The sequence below is a fragment of the Bradyrhizobium sp. USDA 4449 genome, from assembly GCF_054056275.1.
The window spans coordinates 4,768,594-4,789,110 of sequence record NZ_JBSRYD010000001.1 but is presented as its reverse complement, the minus strand read 5'-3'; the positions used below and the strand labels follow the sequence as shown (position 1 = coordinate 4,789,110).

Below are 20,517 nucleotides of genomic sequence, written 5' to 3'. Positions count from 1 at the left end.
GACCAGGGAGACAAGGCCCATGCTGAACACCGCGACCAAGTCCGAAGCACCGGGCACCGAGCAGGAACTGACGGATGGCTTTCATCTCGTCATCGACGCGCTCAAGCTGAACGGCATCAACACCATCTATAATGTGCCGGGCATCCCGATCACGGATTTGGGCCGCATGGCGCAGGCTGCCGGCATTCGCGTGATTTCCTTCCGTCACGAGCAGAACGCCGGCTACGCCGCGGGCATCGCCGGCTATCTCACCAAGAAGCCCGGCGTCTGCCTCACGGTGTCCGCCCCCGGCTTCCTCAATGGTCTCACCGCGCTCGCCCACGCCACCACCAACTGCTACCCGATGATCCTGGTCTCGGGCTCTTCCGAGCGCGAGATCGTCGACCTCCAGCAGGGCGACTACGAAGAGATGGACCAGCTCGCGATTGCAAAGCCGCTGTGCAAGGCGGCCTATCGCGTGCTGCACGCCCAAGACATCGGCATCGCGTTTGCCCGTGCGATCCGCGCCGCGGTTTCGGGCCGTCCGGGCGGCGTCTATCTCGATCTGCCGGCAAAATTGTTCGGCCAGGTGATGAGCGCCGATGCCGGCCAGAAGTCGCTGGTCAAGGTGATCGACGCGGCGCCCGCGCAAATCCCCTCGCCCGCTTCGGTCAAGCGCGCCCTTGATGTCCTGAAGAACGCGAAGCGTCCGCTCATCATCCTCGGCAAGGGCGCGGCCTATGCGCAGGCCGATGAAGAGATCAGGAGCTTCGTCGAGAAGAGCGGCGTGCCGTTCCTCCCGATGAGCATGGCCAAAGGCCTCCTGCCCGACACGCATCCGCAATGCGCCGGCGCTGCGCGCTCGACGGTGCTGAAGGATTCCGACGTCGTCATGCTGATCGGCGCGCGGTTGAACTGGCTGCTCTCGCACGGCAAGGGCAAGAGCTGGGGCGAAGCTCCGAAGAAGTTCATCCAGGTCGACATCGAGCCGAAGGAAATGGACTCCAACGTCGAGATCGTCGCGCCCGTCGTCGGCGACATCGGCTCGGTGGTCTCAGCCTTCAATCAGGCGATCGCCTCGGGCTGGACGGCTCCGCCCGCCGAATGGACGAAGGCGATCGCGACCAAGCGCGACGAGAACGTCGCCAAGATGGCGCCGAAGCTCATGAACAACAAATCGCCGATGGACTATCACGGCGCGCTCGGCGTTTTGAAGAACGTGATCAAGGATCATCCCGAAGCGATCCTCGTCAACGAAGGCGCCAACACGCTCGACCTCGCCCGCGGCGTCATCGACATGTACCGCCCGCGCAAGCGTCTCGACGTCGGCACTTGGGGCGTGATGGGCATCGGCATGGGCCAGGCGATTGCGGCTGCGCTCGAGACCGGCCATCCCGTGCTGGCGGTTGAAGGCGATTCGGCCTTCGGCTTCTCCGGCATGGAGGTCGAGACGATCTGCCGCTACAATCTGCCGATCTGCGTGGTCATCTTCAACAATGACGGCATCTATCGCGGCACCGACGTCAACGGTGCCAACGCCGATCCCGCAACCACGGTGTTCGTCAAGGGCGCGCGATACGACAAGATGATGGAAGCCTTCGGCGGCGTCGGCGTGAACGCGACCTCGCCGGACGAGCTGAAGCGCGCCGTCGTTGAGGCGATGGCGTCACGCAAGCCCACCCTGATCAACGCCGTGATCGATCCGGCCGCAGGTTCCGAGAGCGGCCGCATCGGCAACCTCAATCCGCAGAGCGTTCTGCAGAAGAAGAAGTAAGTCCTCCCCTTCAACCCTTATTCCCTGTGGTTTGCAGGGGCAGACAGAGTACGGAGCAACATCATGACCAAGGCGCTCGAGGGCGTTCGCATTCTCGACTTCACGCACGTCCAGTCAGGACCGACCTGCACGCAGCTGCTGGCATGGTTCGGCGCCGACGTGATCAAGGTGGAACGCCCGGGCGTGGGTGACATCACCCGCGGCCAGCTGCAGGACATCCCGAACGTGGACAGCCTGTATTTCACCATGCTCAACCACAACAAGCGCTCGATCACGCTCGACACCAAGAACCCCAAGGGCAAGGAAGTCCTGACCGAGCTGATCAAGAAGTGCGACGTGCTGGTCGAGAACTTCGGCCCGGGCGTGCTCGACCGCATGGGCTTCCCCTGGGAGAAGATCCAGGCGATCAACCCGAAGATGATCGTGGCGTCGATCAAGGGCTTCGGCCCGGGACCGTACGAAGACTGCAAGGTCTATGAGAACGTCGCGCAATGCACCGGCGGCGCCGCCTCCACCACCGGCTTCCGCGATGGCCTTCCGCTCGTCACGGGCGCGCAGATCGGCGACAGCGGCACCGGCCTGCATCTGGCGCTCGGCATCGTCACCGCGCTCTATCAGCGCACGCATTCGGGCAAGGGCCAGCGCGTCACGGCTGCGATGCAGGACGGCGTGCTCAACCTCGCCCGCGTCAAGCTGCGCGACCAGCAGCGCCTCGCCCACGGCCCGCTTAAGGAGTACAGCCAGTTCGGCGAAGGCATTCCGTTCGGCGATGCCGTGCCGCGCGCCGGCAATGATTCCGGCGGCGGCCAGCCCGGCCGCATCCTGAAGTGCAAAGGCTGGGAGACCGATCCCAACGCCTACATTTACTTCATCACCCAGGCGCCGGTCTGGGAGAAGATCTGCGACGTGATCGGCGAGCCGACCTGGAAGACCGATCCGAATTATGCCAAGCCGGCGGCGCGCCTGCCGCGCCTGAACGAGATCTTCGCCCGCATCGAACAGTGGACGATGACGAAGACGAAGTTCGAGGCGATGGAGATCCTCAACAAGGACGACATCCCGTGCGGCCCGATTCTGTCGATGAAGGAGATCGCCGAGGACCAGTCGCTGCGCGCGACCGGCACGGTGGTCGAGGTCGATCACCCCACCCGCGGCAAGTACATCTCGGTCGGCAACCCGATCAAGCTGTCGGATAGCCCGGCCGAGGTCACCCGCTCTCCGCTGCTCGGCGAGCACACCGACGAGATCCTGCGCAGCGTGCTCGGCTTCAGCGACCACCAGGTCGCCGATATCCACAAGTCAGGCGCACTCGACCCGCCGCAGAAGCAGGCCGCCGAGTAACGCGGAGCCGCTTCGAGCGAGACGAAAGGGCCGCCTTCCGGGCGGCCCTTTTTTGCGTGCGATGAGACCGTCCGGCCACGGGCTCACACCAAAACCCGAAAACAACCCCATGCACCGTAGCCCCCCGCGCCAAATGCAACTTCGTATTTTTCGAATTATCGGTTGACGCGTCGGGCAAAACAGGGGCATGATGCCATCACTCGAAAAAGGCCAGGCTGTGTACTCATTAACCAGCTGTGATGCGCTCTGGGGTCTGGGCGTCAAAATGCGCGGTCGCAACCACAACCGACCGGGGCGGTTCGGCTTTTTGCGCCACGGTATCCTTGCACCCGGCCAGCGCAGCGGCCATCAACGCCAGCGAGGCGGCGTCTCCCCCTGCTAATCGCTATCAGCTTGCGCGGGATTGCGCGCCGTGACGATCCACGTCGCGCCGTCGATCATCACCGACCGCTCGCCGGGGCAGTCCGCGAAGGCGGCACGAACCGCGGCCGAGGCGCGGGCGCGGATGTCGTCGGGCTGATCAACAAGCGCGCGCGACAGCGGGCCGACCTCGAACGTCATCTTCACCGCGTCGTCGATCGCCGCGTCCCGCATCGCGCCCTCGCCAAACGGAACGGAAGCATCGAAGGGCGCGATAGCGATATCGTTGAAGCCGGCCCCCGTCAGGATGCGCGCCACCCGCCCCCGGTCTCCGAACGAGAACGGGCCGGGCGTTTCGGGATCGGGCGGCGCGGTCGCCGGGACGATGCCCTTAATCGCGCCCATCGGCAGGCGCATCCAATCGTTCTCGGCCGCGCCGCGCCAGCAGACGAAAGCGACCCGCCCGCCCGGCTTGAGCGCGCGGCGCATATGGACAAACGCCCCCGTCGGATCGCCGAAGAACATCACCCCGAAACGCGAGAACAAAATGTCGAACGCCCCCTCTGGCAGCTCGGCGCTGCTGGCGTCGGCCACGCGGAACACGACCGGCATATCCGGTGGCGCAATCGCGCGCGCTCGGGCGATCAGTGGCTCGGATATGTCCACGCCCAGCACTTGGCCCCCCGCGCCGACGCGGACGGCCAGAGCCAGGCTTGACGTGCCCGCGCCGCAGCCGACGTCCAGCACGCGCTCGCCCGCCGCGGGCGCGGCGGCTTCGATCGCGGCCTCGCCGAACACCGCCAGCCTGGCGTCGAGCTGGGCCTGGTGGACGATCCAGCGCTCCCCGCTTTGGCCATTCCAATCGGGACCATCGGCATTTTGCTGCGCCATGACATATCCTTGTTCTCTAAGCTGTCCGATGCCAAAGCGCGCATCGTCTTTAACGAGTAGCGAGGGCGAACGGGATGAATCGATCCATTCTCCGCTGGAGGAACGATCAGGTCCGGACCGACGCCCGTCTGCATCTTTTGGCCTTCAGAACCCGCGCTTTTTTCGATGAGCCGCGCCAGCGCTCCAGGAGTTAAGCGTTCACTATTCTTTTCAACGTGGCCCTTTGCATTGATCGCGGCGTCAGGCGATTAGAAAAGGCTGCCATCTTGTTCGCCAGGCCCGGGATCACTATCGCCCTTCCTTCTGAGAGCGCCGCGATACCACTCGCGGCGACCGGACGAGGCTTCATGGTGAGGAGGCGCAGCAAGGCGGTTGTGGCTGCACCGGCAACCGCATCGAAGCCCGTCGCGGTGTGCCCCGGGCAGAGAGTGGTAACAACCACACCATGCGAGCGGAGTTCGTCGTGCAGGGCCTCGCCAAGGGCTAGGACATACGCCTTGGTCGCCGCATAGGCCGCGTAGCTTGGAACGGCTTGGAAGGCCATGAGGCTGGCGACGAGAAGGATATGTCCAGATCGCCGCGCGGCCATGTCACGGCCGAACAGGTAGGTCAGCTCTGTAAGCGTCGTGATGTTGAGCTGGATCATGTCCGTCGTGCGCTCGATTGGCATGTCCAACAAAGCGCCGTGCAAGCCGTATCCGGCACTGTTCAGCAAGATGTCGATCGTCACCGACCTCGCATCGAGACTGCTTTTCAAGTGGCTGGCCGCGCCCGGCGCGGCAAGATCGATCGCCTCGACCAGCACATCCACCCCGTATTTGCGGCGAAGATCGGCGGCAAGCTTTTCCATCGACTCCCGCCTTCGGGCCGCCAATACGAGATTGACTTTCTGCGCAGCCAGGAGATCTGCGAAGTCGAGGCCGAGGCCACTCGACGCCCCAGTGATCAGGGCCCATTTTCCTGCGAAGCTGTTCATTGGTCCTCTCAAACCACCATCGACTGCTGGACAAAGATACCCGCCATCGCGCCCTGCGATGATGCCTGCGTGACCGAGGGCAAGAAGGGCGTGGTGAGGTCGCCGGCGGCGTAGATGCCGGGCGTGCTGGTTTGACGGCGCTCGTCGACTTTGAGGACGATGCCAGCGGCCGTAGCCACGGTGGCAAGGCCCAGTGATTCATGCAGGCTTGCGGACGGCTTGTTGCGCGGATTGGCGAACAGGATGTCGACCGCGACTTTGCGGCCGGTATCGAGATTGACGGTCGCTATATGGCCCGCGTGATGGGCGATCTCGATGATCCGGCCATCGACGAGCGGTGTGTTGCGGCGCGCCAGATCGGCCTGGATATCAGCCGGAATGTCATGACCATCGGCGAAGAGCGTCAACTTGTCGGTCCAATCGTGGAACAGCCTGACCTGATTGTGCGACTGCGGGCCGGACCAGACGAGGCCCCAATGCTGGCCGGCGACTTCAAAGCCGTCGCAATAGGGGCATGGCACGATGGACGTGCCCCAGCTTTCGGCGTAGCCCGGAACATCAGGCATCTGGTCGGCTACTCCATAGCTCAGGATCAGACGACGCGCCGGAAGGCTTTCACCATCGCCAGTAAGGACAGAGAAATTGTCGATGGCGCCGGAGACGCTGTCGGCCCGGGCACTGAAAAGCTTGATCGCGGGATAACGCGCCAACTGCCGCCGCGCCTCCGCCAGGATGTCCAGCGGCGGCTTGTGATCGTGGCCGAGCAGTCCATGCGAGTGGCCGGCGAAGCGGTTGCGTGGCAGACCGGTATCGAGAACGGTGACCTTGCGGCGGGCGCGGCCGAGCTGAAGGGCGCCGGCGAGACCGGCAAAGCTGCCGCCGATGATGATGACGTCATCCATGGTGATGGGCTCCGTGTTGTGGATGGAGGGAGACGAGTTGGGCTTGGCGGTGGCCTGAGCGCGGGCGAGGTCGATGGGAAAGCGCAGCCAACTTCAGCAGGGCTCGTCTTTGCATCGAAGGAGTCACCCTCCCCCTGGCTTGCACATTTCAGATACTTCATGGTATCATAATTCAAGAATTAGGATACTGTCAAGTACTGGAATTTCCGTGACCGAAAACAGCCAGGGCCGGCGCGGCCGGCCCGCCAACGAGGCGCTTGGCCAAACCATCATCGACGCCGCGCGCGAGCTCTTTGTGGAGTTGGGTTTTCAAGCGACGACATTGGACAAGGTCGCCCAGCGAGCGAAGATATCCAAGCTCAGCATCTACAGGCACTTCGAGAACAAGGAGGCGCTGTTCAGCGCGGCCATGGCGGCCGGCTGCCATCAGTTGTTTGCACCACAGCCCCTTCTTGAAGGCGTAGACGGTTCGGTCGAAGATCAGCTCGTGGCGGTGGGATCATCACTGCTTCGCACGCTGTTGAGATCAGACGTCCGCAGCCTCGAAGCCATGGTCATGGCTGACAAGACGAGTCAAAACGCGTTAAGCAAGCTCCATTTCGAAGCCGGCCCCGCCCATGTCATCGCCGAAATCGAGGCCCTGTTGCGTCAGTTGCACGCGAAGGCGGTTCTGAACGTGCCCGATCCTCTCCGGTCCGCCCGATTGTTCGCCGCGCTTTTCAAAGGATCCGATCTCCTGATGATCGCACGCTTCGATCAGGCGAAAGCAGAGGACGACAACGAAATCGAATCCTATTGCCGGTCGGCCGTCGCCATGTTCATCGCCGCGCACCGTGACAACGACCAAGTGGGCGGAGATTTGCCTGCCTCAAGGTCAAAAAACAAAATTTGAATCGTGCGTCACCTAGTCGGCCAGCAGGTCAAGGCAGACAGCCGTAATGAGTCCACGTCCTGATGTCCGCCTTCGTCCTGCTTACAAACTGGACATGCCCGGCGTGAACAACCTGTGCCTTGCAGAACGTGCTTCCGAGGCTGATCGCCCCACCCTTCAGGATCAGTGCGCCCTCGCCTCCACCTTCGCTTCCCGAGGCCACAGACTTTCGACCGAGTACAACATGAGCGCGATCCAGATCGCACCATAGCCGATCAGCTGCACACGACCGAACGGCTCATCATAAGCAAATACGCCCAGGAGCAGCTGCAGCGTAGGCGTTATGTATTGCATGATCCCCAGTGTTGACAGCGGGATGCGACGTGCTCCCGCCGCGAACAGCAACAGTGGTACCGCCGTCACGGGACCGGCTCCGGCCAGCAGCAGCTGCAGGCCGGGATGCACGCTGCCGAAATGGCTGTCGCCGTGCGCTGCGAGCCATAACAAATAGAAAAACGCGGCAGGAAAGAGCAGCGTGATTTCCAATGCCAGCCCATCGAGGGGACCGAGTTTCGCGGTCTTGCGCAACAGGCCATATGCACCGAACGTGACCCCGAGCACCAGGCTGATCCATGGCAGCGCACTATTTTCCCACGTAAGCCACAGAACGCCCCCTACTGCGAATGCGATTGCCCCCCATTGCAGAGGCCGCAGACGCTCGTGCAAGAACGCGAACCCGAATAGCACGCTGACGAGTGGATTGATGAAGTATCCAAGGCTCGCCTCGACGATGCGGCCGCTGTTGACCGCCCAGATATATAAGCCCCAATTCGCAGACAGCAGCCCAGCGCACGCTCCGAAACGCACCAAATTGCCTGGCTCGCGAAGCGCAGTGACGAGCCAACGCGTGTCGCGACGTATCGCAAGCGCAACGGCTACGAAGACAAGCGACCATACCATCCGGTGCGCAAGCACTTCGAGAGGTGGGACGACCTTCAGCAACCTGAAATAGAACGGAAAAAGCCCCCAAATCGTGAAGGCGATCAGCGCGTAAAGAAATCCCAAATTCATCGTACCCGACTGCGAGATTGACGGCGGCCTGCTGCCGAGGCGTCCTCGGAACCGCGATCAGACCGGCGGGTCCCACTGCGGTGCGTACTCCGGACTAACCACCCGTTGATCCTTCGGCAAGGTCGCAATCAATGCGCGATCCTCATCGGCGAGTTGCACGTCGAAGGACGCCAGATTGCTCGACTGGTTTTTCCTGCTGCTGGCTTTGGGAATCGCGGCAACATTCGGTTGATCGAGCAGCCATTTGAGGGCCACCTGGGTCGGAAGCACCCCGTGCTTCTCAGCGATGCGAACAAGCTCAGGTATTTCGTGCGCTTTGTTGCGCATGAGCGGACTATAGGCGGTCAATGCCATTTCATGGTCACGAGCGAATTGAAGCAAGTTTCTCTGGCCCAATGTGACGTGATACTCGACCTGGATGGCGGCCAAGGGAGCCCCCATCCCCTCCACGACCTGGCGCAGCAATGGCAGGGGAAAGTTTGCCACGCCGATGTTGCGCGCGCGCCCCTGCTCTTTGAGCGAGACCAGCGTCTCGATCGAGCGCGCCAGGTCGCCACCTTTTCCCGGCCAGTGAATCAGAAACAGATCTACGTACTCGCTCCGCAACGCCCGGAGCGTGTTGTCAAACGACTGACGCATGTCGTCCGGGGCCAACTTGTCCCACCAGACCTTGCTTGTCACATGGATGTTTTCGCGCGGCACGTCGGTTTCGACGAGCGCTCGGCCCACCGCATCTTCGTTTTGGTAGGCCGCCGCAGTGTCCACGTGACGGTATCCGAGCTCGAGCGCCTGAAGCACGGCCCGGGTGCATTCTTCGCCGACCATTGGCCACGTCCCCAAGCCGAGTTTCGGCATGTTCAGCTGGCGGGATTTGATGACAGTATTGTTCATGGTTCGTCTTTCCACTTAGCTCTCGAAATCAAACTGGGCTGTCGGCAGCCGCTTTGTCTTTAGCTGCGAAGAAATCGCGCTGCGGCGCCCCATTTCTACGGGCAAGCGCGAGCCCCGCGAGGTATCCGAACGTCATTGCGGGACCCAGAGTTATGCCGCCGCTCGGATAAAAGCCGCCCATCATGCTGGCGCTGTCGTTGCCTACCGCGTACAGGCCGGGAATAGCGCAATTGTTCTCATCGAGCACCCGCGCGTCGATGTCGGTCGCCAATCCCGCGAACGTGCCGAGACTCCCGGGCAACAGTTTAACCGCGTAAAACGGACTCTCTTCGATCGGGGCGAGGCAGGGATTCGGCTGATGTTCGGCATCTCCCTGCGCGCGGTTATAGACTGTAGAGCCTTTGTGGAATTGGGGATCAGTGCCTTCCTTGGCATGCGTGTTGTAGCTTTCTACGGTGTTCTTCAACGCTTGCGGGTCGATGTGGCATTTCATCGCGAGTTCGCTCAAGCTCGCGGCCTGCACGAGATATCCCGAGCGCCGATATGGGCCTACGGGAAACGGAAATGGCTTGGAGAAGCCGAGACCGTAGCGTCGCTGGAAACGATGATCGCAGATCAGCCAGGCGCACACCTCTTCGCCGGATGGCGTGCTTGCCAGCAGCGCGGAGACAAAGTCTCGATATGACGCGGCTTCGTTGACAAAACGTCTGCCGGCGCGCGTCACCGCAATCACGCCAGGCTTTGCACGGTCGAGCAAGTGGGGAAAGACGATATCCGCGCCCCCGCGCTGAGGAACCAGCGAAACGGGCGCCCACGCGGCAGGCGCGTCAAGTGTATTGTTGAAGCGCCCCCCGACGGCCTCCCCAAGACGGATGCCGTCTCCGGTATTTGTGCGCGGAGCCGCAGACCAATGGTCGAGACCAGAGGGTGTATAGGCAAACGTCTGAGCCCTTCTTTCTACGTCGTGTGGATAGCCACCACAGGCAAGCACGACGCCGCGCGTCGCGCGCACCTCATGCCTGGTACCGGCGACTTCGACAATGGCTCCCGTCACGCGGCGATCATTCCTCAGCAAGGCAACGGCGCGCGCACGAGTGCGCAAGTCGACTTCGCGATCGACCGCCGATTTCAGCAGGCGGGCGACCAGCGCGTTGCCATTGACGAGGTGCATCGAACGTCCGTACCGGAGCTTATGCCAAGCAAATGCGAGCAGCCGGCGAGCTACGTAGAGCGCGGACTCTATCGAGCGCGTCGCTCGATAGAAATGTGTGATGTCTTGGCCGGCCGCAATCCCCATGCCCTTGATCGTAATGACCGATAAGGGTTCGCGTAGCTTGTCGAGCAATGGGCCAAGTTCGCGCGCGTCGAATGGCATGGCACAAACCGACCGCCCCCCTGCCGCGGCACCAGGTGTCGGATGGAAATCCGGAATATTGCCTTCGACGAAGCGCACTGAGGTGTGACGCTCGAAGAAATCAACCATTTCGGGGCCACGTTCAAGCAGCGTGGTCGCCTTAGCGGCATCGAATTGTGTCCCTAATTCACTTTTCAGGTACGTCAGTGGCGCATCAATCTCTTCCCGGACGCCGGCACGCCTCGCCAGCGGATTGCGAGGAATCCACATCCAGCCTCCCGACCACGCGCTCGTTCCACCGAAAACCTCTTCCTTCTCCATCACTATCACACGCAGGCCATGCGTTGCGGCAGTGACCGCCGCCGACAAGCCGCTCGCGCCGGAGCCGAGCACAAGCACGTCGCATTCGAGTATTCGTTCATGGTTCATGTGTTGCACCCTTTACCGCCATAGCCGTCACTCCGCATGGCAGAGGTCCGCAGATGCCTGTCAACGTCAGGGTGTACGCTTGATCTGCATCGGCTCGACGTCGGTTCGATTGCGATTGCAGATGCAGCGACATGACTGAGCTCAGCACCGAGTGTTTGCACTACCGTCTTGCATCGAACTTTTTGGAGACTCGATCGTCTTCCAAATGAAATCTGGTTTCACCTATTGCCCGGCGAGCATGTTCGCGAAATCCGATTTTCGACACGGAGGCGTCGTTGGGTATCTCGAGAGCGTATACGATGTCGTCCGGCAAGCAGGCGAGGATACGCTTTATGTCTATTCCTCCTTCACCGGGAACAAGTCTTTCACACCGCGCCGCATAGATCACCCCTTCGGGATCAGGCGGATGATGCGCCGGAGCGTCGCAAACGTGAGCCCACTTGAACCATTCGGGCGGGAGCGCCCTTAGAAGCTCCAGGCTCGAGCAAGAACGATCGAAGTGCAGCGTGTCGAGCAAGATACTGGCGTTAGGACGATTGGCCTCGCGCACGATATAAGCGGCATCGACGAGACCCGGCGTCTCCGTCCACGACACGAACTCGAGACTAACATTCAGATTGAGCGGCTTGGCCATCTCACATAAGGACCCAAACCGGTCAATCGCGCGATTCTTTTCGGGATCTGGCAACTGGGCGAGGATGTACCGAGCTCCGAGTTCGGCACCGGCTTCGAGAAACTCCCGATAGTGCAGATGATCACGTGGTGGATCCATGCGGGCCGCCTCGATGTCCCAGACCTCCAACCCGGAATTGGCGAGGCTCGCCTTTGTTTCCCTCATGAGCTTCGGATCATGAAGCAGATCGTACAATGGCTCGTTGGGTGTCGTCCGGTTGAGCCGCAGGCCCACATATTGGTAACCGGCATCGCTTGCGGCCTCGATCAACTGGGGTGGAGGAAGTCCCAAAGCCGTCAGGTGCGCCAATGAATAGGGATTGCTCATGGTGACCTTCCCCCGCGCGTCGCTTGACCACGCAGGCCACGCTCGCTCATCTGCAAATCAGGCAGGTCGATCGCGGGATCGTCCATCGAGACGCGCGTCGCTTTCGGCTCCAGCGGGGTTCGAAATTGCTGTCGCGGCAGGCCATGCGACCGGAGATCGTCCGCGATCGTGCCCCGGGCGACTGAGGGCTGCTCGCGTCTGGAGAGTGCCGGGAAGGTCCGCGCCAAACTCTTCGGCCAGTCCTGCGAAACGATGAACTCACGAGACGCCAGCAGATCGCGGATCATCCGATGCCCCAGAGGAACTCAGGAACACAACCAAAAGATGCGACGATCCTCTCAGCCGAAAACCAGCGGCAACGATAGTTAGGATCACGGGTCAGCATGGTCATGCCGCGGCATCCCACATGTTGATGGCCCATCGGCTCACTTGAACGGCGAACTCATCAGTCCGTGCGCCCTGCACCGGCTTTCACCGCTCTCTTCACAGGCGAGCGACACGGGACATCGGCCGAGATTTCCTGAAGATCTCCGACGTTCCGCATCAAGCGCACCCCGCAAAAGCCACGCGCATTTTTCCCGGTTGCTTCTTTGGTTCTGTCTCCAATGCTGCTTCACGCTTGCTTCCCTCTGTCACTACCGCCCTATAGCGGGCACGGCGGACAGATGCAACTCTTAATTGCCTATGTGTGATATGCAATTTTTAAGTGCGTCAATGTCAATAACCGGTTGTGTCGGCGTGGTGTAGCGGGTGTATCCTGATCGAGCAGCATCGCGCCGATGAACCGGACGATGGCATCCCCGTTGGGAAGACCCCGAAGGCTCGCCGCGGGGCTTGATCTCGCCGTTGAGGCGCTCGATTGACGGCGTCTTGCGGGCGCTACGGGCTGCTTTGCTTCTACCGGACTAACAGAGCTGGAAGGGATTTTGATTGCGGCGAGATTTCCGATCCGGCGCTGCGCGGCCGGAAGACGGTCGGCATCTCCCTCTTCATCGACATGCATGCGCCGGCGCCAGGAAGTCGTCGGGCAGGAACTACAATGCGGACGATGGCAAGACTTCCGCGAGCACGGTGACCCCTGCTGCCGCCAGGCAATCTCAACGGCCGGGGCCGCATGGGAACGTTGTGTGCAGGTGAAGACTGCACGCGATGAGCCGCAGATCAGCCAGGCGACATAGCCGCCGGTTCCGGCGGCTCTCTTTTTCTGCAATGCTTTGTCGGATCGAGAGCCTCTCCTTCGTCCTCGGTGCATGAAGGGCCAACAGACGATAATGTCGAGCCCATCAGCTTATAAGGAATGACAAACATGCCCGGCACCGTACGCCTGCACCGCGTTCTCACGACCAGCCCGGAAAAAGTCTATCGCGCCTTCGTGGAGGCGGATGCATTGGCGAAATGGCTTCCGCCCAACGGCTTCACCTGCACCGTGCATCATCTCGAGCCGAAGGTCGGGGGCACGTTCAAGATGTCCTTCCGGAACTTCACCACGGGCAACGGCCATTCGTTTGGCGGCGAATATCTCGAGCTCGTCCCCGGCCAGCGCCTGCGCTACACGGATCGATTCGACGACCCCAACCTGCCGGGCGTGATCGAGGTGACCGTAACCCTGAAGAAGGTCTTGGTCGGCACCGAAGTCGATATCACGCAGGCCGGCCTACCCGACGCCATTCCAGTCGAGGCCTGCTATCTCGGTTGGCAGGAATCGCTGCGCAATCTTGCCAAGCTCGTCGAGCCCGAGATCAATCAGTAGCTTGTAGCGCGCCGTCGGGTGCGATCCGAATGAAAGCCGCGGGTCAATCTGTTCGATCGGATGCGCGCATCTCCGCACGTCGTCATAACGAGCCAGCGGGTCCGCGCGAAGCGCGGCCCGATGAGGGCGCCGGCAAGCAATCCAGAATCCCTCCGCGGTGGCAGCCTGGATTGCTTCGCCGCAAGAGCTCGTCGCAATCACGGAGAATGAGGAACCCTCCGCGAGAATAACCCGCACCGGGTGTGCGGCCGCTGATCGCAACGAGGGTTATGCGCCGGCCTTCGACTTCAACCCACCATCCGCGGTCCAGCGATCCGGTTCGGCACTGTGTCCGATCAGCGCCAGGCCGTAGGCGATCGATTCGAACTGGTCGCCCGACATCAGCCGCTCGTTGCCGAACCGGTCGGCGAACAGTTTTCGAACCGCCGGAACGAAGGAGGTGCCGCCGGTCAAGAACACCTTCTCCACCTCGCGCGCGGTGATGCGGGCTTCGCCCAGCACCTTGTCGACGGTAGCGCCCAGCCGCGCGATGTCGTCGGCAATCCAGCTATCAAATTTCTTCCGCGTGATGGCGGAGCCGATATCGACGCCGCCGCCCTTGAAGCGGAAATCCACCTCGTCTTTGGCCGACAGCGCGACCTTGGCGTCAGACACCGCGCGGTACAGCGAGAAGCCGAGATCGAGGTCGACGATGGTGATGAAATCCTCGAGCTGTTCAGGCTCCACCGCCGTGCGCGCAAGCTCCCTGAGCTCGCGCAAATCGCCGTTGCTCTTCATCAGCGCGAGCTGATGCCAGCGTGCGAGGTTGGTGTAGTGGCTGTTCGGGATCGGCAGCACCTTGTCGAACGAGCGGAAGCTCGAACCCTTGCCGAGCCGCGGCGAGACCACGTGGTCGACGATGCGATAATCGAACGTGTCGCCCGCAATCCCGATGCCGGCGTGTCCGAGCGGTTCGGCCCGCAAATGGCCGCCGGCGCGGGAGAACCGCATCACCGAGAAATCGCTGGTGCCGCCGCCGAAATCCGCAACCAGCACGGTGGCGTCGCGCTCGAGGCGCCGGGCGAAGGAGAACGCCGCGCCGACGGGCTCGTAGACATAACGCGCGTGACCGGCGCCCAGGCGCTCGAACGCGGCGCGGTAGCGCTGCATGGCGAGATCGTCGTCGGGATTGCCGCCGGCAAAGCGCACGGGACGGCCGACCGTGATGTTGGCGGCCTCGAAGCCGAACCTGTCACCGCCATGACGCGCCAGGGTGCGCAGGAATGCCGCCAGAATGTCCTCGAACTTGAAGCGCTGCCGAAACACCTGCGTGGTGTTGAAGCTCGAGCTTGCCGCAAAGGTCTTGAACGACTGCAGGAAACGATAGACGTGGCGCCCCTCGAGAAACTGCTCGATCGCCCACGGTCCGCCTTCGGCCTGGGCGCCGGCGCCCGGCCGGTCCTCCCAGAAGCACAGTGCCGAGACGTAAGTGCTGTGGCGCTGTCCGCCGTGGTCGAACCTGATGGCCTCGACCCGGCGATCGTCCGCGGCAAGTGCGACGACGGTGTTGCTGGTCCCAAAATCGATGCCGATCGAGACGGCGGGCGAGGCGCTCGACATGAACCACTCTGACTGATGATAGGAAAAGGGGGCGAACCACTAACGGTTTTGCACTGCGGTGCCAAGAGCCCGGCACGGCCGGGTCCGGAGTAGCCCGGACCTACCTCTCGCTGTTCTGAGGCCGAAAAAGCCCCGTTTCCAGGCCTAAACGGCCTGCTTTAACGAAGGTAGTATGCTGCAATGCGGCATTCACATGCTGTTATGCAATGGCGTGTGTGGACATTGGCATCTGGTATACATAGAACAACCTTCGAAATGAGACAGTATTGCTGACTGTCTTTAAGAAAGGGAATTCCGATGTCCAAGACCGCTTCCGTCGCGCTTGCGCCCTCCGCCTCGCTGTTCGCCCGCTTCATGGCGGCCGTCGACCGCTTCCTGATGGCGAGCGCCGAGATTTCCAACCAGAACGGCGATCTCCCCCGCTTCGGCCTGTAAGCGCACCCGGGGCCATGATCCGATCTGGTTCGTGGTCCTGTCGGGCCTCGTGTTCTTCGCCCGCCGCGAGATCCACGTGCTCATCCTCGCGGCCGGATCCTGACCTTGCTGCTGGCGCTCGTGGCGTTCAAGCGCTGGCGCAAGGTGGTGGCGGCGCAATCAACATCCGACCTCGCTTCCATCTCGCGCATCGCGCCCGCCTCTTGGCCGGGCGTTTCGGCTTCCCGAAAATACCCCGATACCGGAAACCCCGGGGAATCCTGCACTTTTCTTGAGCTTACCCCCGACATAGGGCTTGCATTCTGGAATATGGTATACCAAGCTGCCTGCCGCGCTTGCACCATAAGCCACAATATTTGCGACACTCCGCCATGTAGGCGGCGCTGTCGTGACAGACAGGCGCTTGGGAGGTTGTTGATGATTTCCAGCACGGATGGCGCCGTCACCGCTGCGCCTCTTCGCACAGGTTTCCGCTGGCTCCAGCTCGCCATGGGCATCGCCTGCATGGCGATGATTGCCAACCTGCAATATGGCTGGACCCTGTTCGTCGATCCGATCGATCACGCACACCATTGGGGTCGCGCCTCGATCCAGCTCGCTTTCACCATCTTCGTCATCACGGAGACGTGGCTGGTGCCGGTCGAGGCGTGGTTCGTCGACAAATACGGCCCGCGCATCGTCATCATGTTCGGTGCCGTGATGATCACGCTGTCCTGGGTGCTCAACTCCTATGCTGACTCGCTTCCCCTGCTCTACGCGGCGGCCGTGTTCGGCGGCATGGGCGCGGGCGCGGTGTACGGCACCTGCGTCGGCAATGCGCTGAAATGGTTTCCCGATCGCCGCGGCCTCGCCGCCGGTGCCACGGCCGCGGGCTTCGGCGCGGGCGCAGCCCTCACCGTGGTGCCGATTGCGCACATGATCGCAGCGAGCGGCTATCAGAGCGCGTTCTTCACGTTCGGCATCGGCCAGGGCGTGATCGTGTTCCTGCTCGCCTTCTTCATCCAGCCGCCGCGGCTTTCGATCCCGCCGAAGAAGAAGCGGCTCAATTTGCCGCAGACCCAGGTCGACTTCACCCCGCCGCAGGTGCTGCGCGCCCCTATTTTCTGGGTAATGTACCTCGTCTTCGTGATGGTCGCCTCGGGCGGTCTGATGACCGCGGCGCAGATCGCGCCGATCGCGCACGACTTCAAGATCGCCGATACGCCTGTTTCGCTCGCCGGCTTCGAGATGGCGGCCCTGACCTTCGCGATCTCGCTCGACCGCATCTTCGACGGCTTCGGACGTCCGTTCTTCGGCTTCGTGTCGGATACGATCGGCCGCGAGCACACCATGTTCATCGCGTTCGGCACTGCTGCGCTGATGCTCCTGACGCTGTCGACCTATGGCCACATCCCGCTCGTCTTCGTGCTGGCGACCGCGGTCTATTTCGGCGTGTTCGGCGAGATCTATTCGCTGTTCCCCGCCACCAGCGGTGATACCTTCGGTTCGAAATATGCGACCACCAACAACGGCATGCTCTACACCGCGAAGGGTACCGCCGCGTTGCTGGTTCCGCTCGCAAGCGTGATCTCGGCCGCCTATGGCTGGAAGGCCGTGTTCGTGGTGGCCGTGGCGCTGAACGCGACGGCGGCGCTGATGGCCATCTTCGTGATCAAGCCCATGCGCCGCTCCTTCATCCTGGGCAACGAAGCCGAGAGCGCCAATGCGGCTGCCGGCAGCGCCGAGACACCTGCCAAGACCCGCGCCAAGACCGGGACGGCCTGAGCCGCCAGACCCCCATATACGACTGATGAAACGGGGCGCAGCGATGCGCCCCTTTTTCTTTGTTTTGCGAGAACAAACGTCAGCATCGCTGCCGCAAGATTTCTCGGATCAGCCAAATCCAGCGCTTGACGATTGGCATTATGTATACCACACTCCCTCCACGTTCACCCCAGGGAGGTTGCCATGCTGGTCGGAGACATTCTGCGCAAGAAGACGCCGCGCGTTGTCACGGTGCGAATGAACGAAACGGTGGGTATTGCCGCCAAGCTGATGCGGGCCAACAACATCAGCGCGCTGGTGGTGAAGGACGTGGTCCGCTCGGAAGGCAACACTGCGGTCGGCATGTTCACCGAGCGCGACGTGGTGCGCGCGGTTGCCGAGCACGGCGCCAATGCAGTCAACGTGAAAGTCTCGCAGCTCGTGTCGGTGCAGCAGCTCGTCTCCTGCACCTCCTCCGACACGATCGAGCATGTCCGGCATCTGATGAATCGGAATCACATCCGGCACCTGCCGGTGATCGACGACTACAGCCTCGTCTCCGTCATCAGCATGCGCGACATCGCGGCCGCCGTCGACGAGGCGACCAACAGCACGCCGCAAGCCGCCTAAAGCGGCCACGCCTCTTCCCTGCAACTGCCTGGCCGGCTCGGACACATCCGAGCCGGACCGGATCTCTCGTCGCCAAATTCCGCTACCCCCGCGAGGATTTCATGAAGATCTGCATCTACGGCGCCGGCGCGATCGGCGGATATCTCGGCGTGCAGCTGGCGCGCGCAGGCGCCGATGTCAGCCTGGTCGCGCGCGGCGCGCATCTCGCCGCCATGCGCGAGCGCGGCCTGACGCTGCTCGCCGGCGAGGAGACGCACACCGTCCGTCCCCGCTGCACCGACAACGCGGCCGAGCTCGGCGTGCAGGACTACGTCATCGTCACGCTGAAGGCGCATTCGATCACCGGCGTGATCGAGAAGATGGCGCCGCTGCTCGGGCCCCACACCCGCATCGTCACCGCCGTCAACGGCATTCCCTACTGGTATTTTTACAAGCATGGCGGCGAATACGAGAACTCGACGCTGGAGAGCATCGATCCCGGCGGGCGGCAATGGCGCGAGCTGGGGGCCGAACGCGCCATCGGCTGCATCGTCTATCCCGCCACCGAGATCGAGGCGCCCGGCGTGATCCGCCACGTCTACGGCACCAATTTCCCGCTCGGCGAGCCCTCCGGCGAGATCACCTCGGACGTGCAGCGGCTCGCCGACCTGTTCGTCGCGGCCGGCCTGAAGGCGCCGGTGCTCGACCGCATCCGCGACGAAATTTGGCTCAAGCTCTGGGGCAATGTCTGCTTCAACCCGATCAGCGCGCTGACCCATGCAACGCTCGACGTGATCTGCACCGATCCGTCCACGCGGGCGCTGTCGCGGGCGATCATGGTGGAGACGCAAGCCATCGCCGAAACCTTCGGCGTCAAGTTCCGCGTCGATGTCGAGCGCCGCATCGAGGGCGCCCGCAAGGTCGGCGCGCACAAGACCTCGATGCTGCAGGATCTCGAGCGCGGCCGTCCGATGGAGATCGACCCTCTCGTCACCGTGGTGCAGGAGATGGGCCGGTTGACCAAAATCCCCACCCCGGCGCTGGATTCCGTGCTGGCGATGGTGACCCAGCGCGCCCGCGTCGCCGGCCTCTATGACGGCGTCTCCGCGCGGTCTGATCCTCGCGCGCTGGCGGTGGCGTGATGGGCACCGAGACGAAAAAATGGCTGCGCTTCCGCCACGCCGGCAGCACCGGCTTCGGCACGCTGACCGCAGCTGAAATCAGCGTCCATGAGGGCGAGATGTTCGGCCGCAATACTGCGACGGGCAAGACGCTGGCGCTGTCGGAGGTCGAGCTGCTCGCTCCTAGCGCCCCCAGCAAGATCGTCGCGCTCTGGAATAATTTTCACGCGCTCGCGGCCAAGCTGAACCAGCCCGAGCCACCGGAGCCGCTCTATCTGCTCAAGGCCACCACCACCATCACGAGGCCGGGTGCCGTGATCCGCCGTCCCTCCTACTACGACGGCAAGACCACCTACGAGGGCGAGCTCGGCATCGTCATCGGCAAGACCTGCGCGCGTGTTTCGCCCGACGAAGCTGACGGCTTCATCTTCGGCTACACCTGCGTCAACGACATCACCGCCAACGACATCCTGACCAGCGATCCCACCTTCCCGCAATGGGCCCGCGCCAAGGGCATCGACGATTACGGCCCGTTCGGCCCCGTGATCTCGACCGGCCTCGATCCGGCCAGGCTCGCGGTTCGCACCATCCTCAACGGCGCCGAGCGGCAGAATTATCCGATCTCCGACATGATCTTCAGCGCGCAAGCGCTCGTCAGCAAGATCTCACATGACATGACGTTGCTGCCCGGCGACCTCATCGCCGTCGGGACCTCGGTCGGCGTCGGCGTCATGAAGGAGCCGGTGAACATTGTGACGGTGGCGATCGACGGCATCGGCGAACTGACGAACGAGTTCAGGTTGTAGTTGCACGGGCAGTGCTTCGGGGGGGGGGAGGCCGGAATTACAATCCGGTTCGAACCACGATGGGCCTGCCTGCGACCAACAGCCCATGCGTTTCATCCTCGGCTTCCTCTCCGGTCTGCTCGGCGCGCTCGCGGGCTCGGCGCGCACATGATGGCGACCGCCGGGCGATCATTTCCACGGCCTCGCTGACGTACAAGACGCGCCACCGCGCCGTCAGCCTGACGCCGCCTGATGTGCCCACGCACATTTCGAAACACATGACATCTGCGCGCCGATCAATGCCGCCAACTTGTCGCAGGGATGCCGCACTGTGGACGCATTCGGCAGCCCTTTTGTAAGGCGTGTCTGGGGGCACGGACCAGCCGTGTTTGGACCAAACCTTCTAGGGGTATGACTGTGAAGAAGATTGCAATTGTTCTGGGTGCCACGCTTGCTCTGGTGACGGCAGCAAACGCTGCGGATCTGCCGCGCCGCCAGCCCGTGCCGGTCTATCCGGCCGAACAGGCCCCGATCGGCAAGATGCCGATCGGCAAGAGCCCGGTTGGCAAGGCTCCGATCGGCAAGGCGCCCGCCCCGGTCGCCGCGCGCTACTGAGGCACCGCAAACGACGCGCGG

The 20,517-nt window shown here is 62.6% G+C and carries 19 protein-coding genes and 1 pseudogene; 10 read left to right on the top strand and 10 right to left on the bottom strand.

The window, feature by feature from the left end; translation table 11 throughout:
* Positions 1 to 19: 19 nt before the first annotated feature.
* Both oxc and frc read left to right on the top strand, forming a co-directional pair.
* The gene (oxc, locus tag ACVIIW_RS22255; RefSeq protein WP_092226699.1) at positions 20 to 1,753 is read left to right on the top strand and encodes an oxalyl-CoA decarboxylase; all 1,734 of its coding nucleotides are present in this window, start codon (positions 20 to 22) and stop codon (positions 1,751 to 1,753) included.
* 63 nt (positions 1,754 to 1,816) lie between these two features.
* Positions 1,817 to 3,094 carry a formyl-CoA transferase gene (gene frc / locus ACVIIW_RS22250; RefSeq protein ID WP_456702683.1) on the top strand — a complete coding sequence of 426 codons (1,278 nt, stop codon included), beginning with the start codon at positions 1,817 to 1,819 and terminating at the stop codon, positions 3,092 to 3,094.
* Between the two features lie 229 nt (positions 3,095 to 3,323).
* Here the strand turns inward: frc and ACVIIW_RS22245 are convergent.
* The 4 genes and pseudogenes from ACVIIW_RS22245 to ACVIIW_RS22230 all read right to left on the bottom strand — a co-directional run.
* A pseudogene (locus ACVIIW_RS22245) lies at positions 3,324 to 3,443 on the bottom strand (efflux RND transporter periplasmic adaptor subunit); the annotation flags it as partial.
* 29 nt (positions 3,444 to 3,472) lie between these two features.
* Positions 3,473 to 4,345 carry a class I SAM-dependent methyltransferase gene (locus ACVIIW_RS22240; protein ID WP_456702682.1) on the bottom strand — a complete coding sequence of 291 codons (873 nt, stop codon included), beginning with the start codon at positions 4,343 to 4,345 and terminating at the stop codon, positions 3,473 to 3,475.
* 190 nt (positions 4,346 to 4,535) lie between these two features.
* Entirely contained in the window at positions 4,536 to 5,321 is a 786-nt protein-coding gene (locus tag ACVIIW_RS22235; protein WP_456702681.1) for an SDR family NAD(P)-dependent oxidoreductase, read from the bottom strand.
* Between the two features lie 8 nt (positions 5,322 to 5,329).
* Positions 5,330 to 6,223 (bottom strand): NAD(P)/FAD-dependent oxidoreductase, encoded by an 894-nt coding sequence (locus tag ACVIIW_RS22230; protein WP_456702680.1) that lies wholly within the window; start codon positions 6,221 to 6,223, stop codon positions 5,330 to 5,332.
* Between the two features lie 208 nt (positions 6,224 to 6,431).
* On the opposite strand from ACVIIW_RS22230, the gene ACVIIW_RS22225 reads away from it, so the two are divergent.
* Positions 6,432 to 7,115 (top strand): TetR/AcrR family transcriptional regulator, encoded by a 684-nt coding sequence (locus ACVIIW_RS22225; protein ID WP_456702679.1) that lies wholly within the window; start codon positions 6,432 to 6,434, stop codon positions 7,113 to 7,115.
* 162 nt (positions 7,116 to 7,277) lie between these two features.
* On the opposite strand, the gene rarD is transcribed toward ACVIIW_RS22225, so the two are convergent.
* From rarD to ACVIIW_RS22200, 5 genes are all read right to left on the bottom strand, one after another.
* A complete protein-coding gene (rarD, locus tag ACVIIW_RS22220; RefSeq protein ID WP_456702678.1) occupies positions 7,278 to 8,165 on the bottom strand; it encodes an EamA family transporter RarD in 888 nt (295 codons plus the stop codon).
* A gap of 57 nt (positions 8,166 to 8,222) precedes the next feature.
* Positions 8,223 to 9,056, bottom strand: coding sequence for an aldo/keto reductase (locus tag ACVIIW_RS22215; protein ID WP_456702677.1), 834 nt, complete (start codon positions 9,054 to 9,056; stop codon positions 8,223 to 8,225).
* Positions 9,057 to 9,084: 28 nt separating this feature from the next.
* Complete coding sequence (locus ACVIIW_RS22210; protein ID WP_456702676.1) at positions 9,085 to 10,839, bottom strand: FAD-dependent oxidoreductase; 1,755 nt, start codon at positions 10,837 to 10,839, stop codon at positions 9,085 to 9,087.
* Between the two features lie 160 nt (positions 10,840 to 10,999).
* Positions 11,000 to 11,839, bottom strand: coding sequence for a sugar phosphate isomerase/epimerase family protein (locus tag ACVIIW_RS22205; RefSeq protein WP_456702675.1), 840 nt, complete (start codon positions 11,837 to 11,839; stop codon positions 11,000 to 11,002).
* Positions 11,836 to 12,126: a hypothetical protein gene (locus ACVIIW_RS22200; protein WP_456702674.1), complete on the bottom strand. Its 291-nt coding sequence runs from the start codon at positions 12,124 to 12,126 to the stop codon at positions 11,836 to 11,838. Before ACVIIW_RS22200 ends, ACVIIW_RS22205 begins: the two co-directional genes overlap by 4 nt.
* A 1,019-nt stretch (positions 12,127 to 13,145) precedes the next feature.
* On the opposite strand from ACVIIW_RS22200, the gene ACVIIW_RS22195 reads away from it, so the two are divergent.
* Positions 13,146 to 13,589 carry an SRPBCC family protein gene (locus ACVIIW_RS22195; RefSeq protein ID WP_456702673.1) on the top strand — a complete coding sequence of 148 codons (444 nt, stop codon included), beginning with the start codon at positions 13,146 to 13,148 and terminating at the stop codon, positions 13,587 to 13,589.
* Positions 13,590 to 13,856: 267 nt separating this feature from the next.
* Here the strand turns inward: ACVIIW_RS22195 and ACVIIW_RS22190 are convergent, their stop codons facing one another.
* Complete coding sequence (locus ACVIIW_RS22190) at positions 13,857 to 15,188, bottom strand: Hsp70 family protein (RefSeq protein ID WP_456702672.1); 1,332 nt, start codon at positions 15,186 to 15,188, stop codon at positions 13,857 to 13,859.
* A gap of 297 nt (positions 15,189 to 15,485) precedes the next feature.
* Between ACVIIW_RS22190 and ACVIIW_RS22185 the strand changes: the two genes are divergently transcribed.
* The 6 genes from ACVIIW_RS22185 (at position 15,486) to ACVIIW_RS22160 (ending at position 20,496) form a co-directional block, all read left to right on the top strand.
* Positions 15,486 to 15,623 carry a hypothetical protein gene (locus ACVIIW_RS22185; protein WP_237859263.1) on the top strand — a complete coding sequence of 46 codons (138 nt, stop codon included), beginning with the start codon at positions 15,486 to 15,488 and terminating at the stop codon, positions 15,621 to 15,623.
* A gap of 417 nt (positions 15,624 to 16,040) precedes the next feature.
* Positions 16,041 to 17,387: an oxalate/formate MFS antiporter gene (oxlT, locus tag ACVIIW_RS22180; RefSeq protein WP_456702671.1), complete on the top strand. Its 1,347-nt coding sequence runs from the start codon at positions 16,041 to 16,043 to the stop codon at positions 17,385 to 17,387.
* Positions 17,388 to 17,570: 183 nt separating this feature from the next.
* The gene (locus tag ACVIIW_RS22175; RefSeq protein WP_092226710.1) at positions 17,571 to 17,996 is read left to right on the top strand and encodes a CBS domain-containing protein; all 426 of its coding nucleotides are present in this window, start codon (positions 17,571 to 17,573) and stop codon (positions 17,994 to 17,996) included.
* Positions 17,997 to 18,097: 101 nt separating this feature from the next.
* A complete protein-coding gene (locus ACVIIW_RS22170; RefSeq protein WP_456702670.1) occupies positions 18,098 to 19,117 on the top strand; it encodes a 2-dehydropantoate 2-reductase in 1,020 nt (339 codons plus the stop codon).
* Positions 19,117 to 19,902 (top strand): fumarylacetoacetate hydrolase family protein, encoded by a 786-nt coding sequence (locus tag ACVIIW_RS22165; protein ID WP_456702669.1) that lies wholly within the window; start codon positions 19,117 to 19,119, stop codon positions 19,900 to 19,902. The genes ACVIIW_RS22170 and ACVIIW_RS22165 overlap by 1 nt, the downstream gene beginning before the upstream one ends.
* A gap of 390 nt (positions 19,903 to 20,292) precedes the next feature.
* Positions 20,293 to 20,496: a hypothetical protein gene (locus ACVIIW_RS22160; protein WP_456702668.1), complete on the top strand. Its 204-nt coding sequence runs from the start codon at positions 20,293 to 20,295 to the stop codon at positions 20,494 to 20,496.
* The last annotated feature ends 21 nt before the right edge of the window (positions 20,497 to 20,517 follow it).